The following is a 2,865-nucleotide window of genomic DNA, read 5'->3' as shown; positions in this document are numbered from 1 at the left end:
GAATTGAGGTAGGGGACCTCCCGCTTGTAGCCGGGGCGAACGCGGTAGGCCGCGAGATGGCGCGAGTCCGGCGACCAGCTCAGTGTCGAAAAGACGTAGTAATTGCCCTCTGATCCATCCCGGCTCAGCGCAACATCCTGCAATCCGTCCTTGCTGCGCAGGAAAACATTGTAGTTCTTTATATAGACGATCCATTTGCCGTCGGGCGAGACGCTCCTCTGGTCGAGGTTATTATCAGCCGGTGGCGTGTAGTGGTGGCGGAGCTGAAACTTCGGCGCGTCCACATCCAATTTTGTGCTGGTGCAGGCATAGCTTGCAACGTCGCAGCTCCACCGGACCTGCTCAATCAGGAAGTCGAGCCTGCGACCATCCTCGGTCAGTTCGAAACGCTCGAAGGGAAGATTTCCGGCCTGATAGCTCTTATGGCTCGCTTCATTTAGCGCCGCCGCCAGACGGGCCTGGTCGAAGGGCGGCCGCTTCACGCCCGTGGCGACATCGACCAGCATGAACTGGCGCTTGCCGTGGCTAGTCCGGCGGTAGACGAAGGCTTCACCCCCAGTCAGCCAAAAAGGCATTTCGGGGACATTGGCACTGAGTCCGCTATAGCGATCGTTGATCGTCAGTGCCCGCTCGAAATCCGCCAGCGCCAGCGGTGGATGTGCACCGTTCGAACCGTTGGCCAGCGCCCGAGCGGTTGCCGATCCCGATGCACCTTGAATTGATAACGCGAGCGTCAAAGCGCCGATCTGAACATATCTGTTCACCTCTTTCGGTTTTCGGAAGACACATTGTTGGATCTGGCTTTTCATCGCCGGTGTGCAGCAGTGTTGAGCGTTGCTCGAAGGAGTCAGCACGCGGGTGCGGCCGAGACGGCAGTCAACATGACCCGTGCGCCCTACGCGGATATCCAGGATCTGGCCGGGTGAACCAGACTGAAGAGTTGGCACCCGAGCCAGCAGGGTATTTTCCATGTCCACATGATGGAATCTTCAAAGGCCGATGGCGCCTTGCAATCACACTCCCTTGCTGTTCCTGCACCGGAAACGGCCGGAACGGGGCCCGGCACAAAGCGTTGGCTATCGACATTCTCTGCATGGCTGGCGTCAGTCCGTTGATCCGTGTCCGGATGAACGATGCAATATGCGCGCCAAAGGAAAATCCTTTAGATCAAGGCGATCGATCGGACCGGCTGTGTCGGACGACCGACATTGACGTCGCATATCGACAGCTCGGACAACCCAAGTCACATTGACCTTGGGTGTATCTCGGGTTGACAAGAGTGACCTTGAAACGGAAGCGGCAGAACTCAAAGGCCGCTTCGAGGATCAGGATCAACGGAGCCGGGAACTGTTCACCGAACACAGCAAGGCGGCAGACGCGGTCAATGCGATAGGAGATGACGATGCCGCTGCCCGGATCGAAGAGCGTCGCCGGATCGCGTCGCTCCAGATCGACGAGAAGGCTCTCCGCTATCTCAAGCTGCGGATTGGTGTCGTGGCGGCCGAACAGGCACTTCGCCTCTACCGGGACCGCCACCGGAGTTCCATGATGGCTCAAGCGTCTGAGGCGTTTCATACGATCAGCAGGGGCAACTAGCGCTGTCGAAGGGAACGCGGTTCCAGCTTTGTCTGGCCCTTCGCGTCGCCGGATATCCTGAGTTCGCTTCTTCGCATCGGCCGGTGCCATTCCTGGCCGAGGGCATCATGGAGACCTTTGACGATTTCCGCGCAGAGGAAGCCTTCCGGCTCTTCGCGGGAATGGCGAAGGTGGGACAGGTGGTGTGCTTCACCCACCATCAGCACCGCTGCGACCTCGCGCGGAAGGTGTGTCCGAGCGTGACGATCCACGAACTGCCGCAGGCTCCGGCGTCACTGCACCTGGTGAAGATCAGCCGACAGGTCGCCTAGTGTCGTAGCGGAAATGCGGTACCCCAAGAGCGTACCATCCTGTTCTCGCGCCAAGGGCGACATTGATTGGCTCGACCCCAACACTCTTCTTTGTTGCCCGGCGGCGTCGGCTCGTCCTGGCTGCAGGCGGCCATGACCGGTTGATTGCGCACTTCTCGGATTTCATGGACACGCATCAAGGATCGCCGAGGTCTGTGCGGTCACCCTCGACCGGCGCCGACCTTGCTGCTCTGCTCGCGGCCTATTCGCGCGCCACTGACGATGCGATCAAAACGAAGCGTCACCGTGTTCTTGCGGTCCCACGCGGATAGGATTGCTGCCCGCGAACCACCCATCCCTGGTGAGCAGCATGCTATTCATCACCGGCAACGCCCGCATCTTCTTCCCAGTCACTGGAAAACCCCGGCGTGATGTCGCCCGCCAGCAGCTTCTCCTTCGACAGCAGGCCTGCATCCTCGAGCGCTTCGATGTCGGGGAGATCGCGCAGAGTGTCGAACCCGAACTGCAGCAGGAACGCCTTGGTCGTGACATAGGTGTATGGCGCGCCTGGGGTCGGGCTGCGTGGGCCTGAGGCGATCAGGCCGAAGCCGCGCAAATTGCCGATCAGGTCGCGAGAAATCTCCTTGCCGAAGAAGGACGACAGGTCTCCGCGCGTGATCGGCTGGAAATAGGCGATGCACATCAGCACCAGCACGTCCGACTGCGTCAGGTCTACGGCACGCCTGTTGTCGCCGACGGCGGTGCCAAATGCACTGCGGATGGCGTCGGCATAGGCCGGCCGGGTCAGATGCTTCCAGCCACCGGCGACCGCGACCAGATCATAGGGCCGGCCGCGCAGTTCCTCGCGGATATCATCGATGATGATTGCAGCTCTTGCCGATGATACGCGCCAGGGTGTCACGTGTCACCGGCTCGCTGGCCGCGAAGATCGTCGCTTCGACGCGGTTCATCCACTCCC

General features: G+C 60.5%; 3 protein-coding genes and 1 pseudogene. 2 read left to right on the top strand and 2 right to left on the bottom strand.

The window, feature by feature from the left end; genetic code table 11:
* Positions 1 to 971: DPP IV N-terminal domain-containing protein (locus AC0L3D_RS36245; protein ID WP_473647483.1), on the bottom strand; the 971-nt coding region annotated here is incomplete at its 3' end.
* Positions 972 to 1,248: 277 nt separating this feature from the next.
* Here AC0L3D_RS36245 and AC0L3D_RS36240 point away from each other — a divergent pair.
* Both AC0L3D_RS36240 and AC0L3D_RS36235 read left to right on the top strand, forming a co-directional pair.
* Complete coding sequence (locus AC0L3D_RS36240) at positions 1,249 to 1,596, top strand: hypothetical protein (protein ID WP_473647482.1); 348 nt, start codon at positions 1,249 to 1,251, stop codon at positions 1,594 to 1,596.
* Positions 1,597 to 1,703: 107 nt separating this feature from the next.
* Positions 1,704 to 1,907, top strand: a complete 204-nt coding sequence (locus AC0L3D_RS36235; RefSeq protein ID WP_473647481.1) for a hypothetical protein — start codon at positions 1,704 to 1,706, stop codon at positions 1,905 to 1,907.
* 352 nt (positions 1,908 to 2,259) lie between these two features.
* On the opposite strand, the pseudogene scpB reads toward AC0L3D_RS36235, so the two are convergent.
* Positions 2,260 to 2,865, bottom strand: a pseudogene (scpB, locus tag AC0L3D_RS36230) (SMC-Scp complex subunit ScpB); the annotation flags it as partial.

This window comes from Mesorhizobium sp. WSM4837 (assembly GCF_055811435.1).
This window is presented reverse-complemented; position numbering and strand designations above follow the sequence as displayed.

Bases quoted from the DNA above. Each gene is read 5' to 3' on its own strand.
- AC0L3D_RS36235 (WP_473647481.1), top strand. From the start codon at position 1,704: ATGGAGACCTTTGACGATTTCCGCGCAGAGGAAGCCTTCCGGCTCTTC.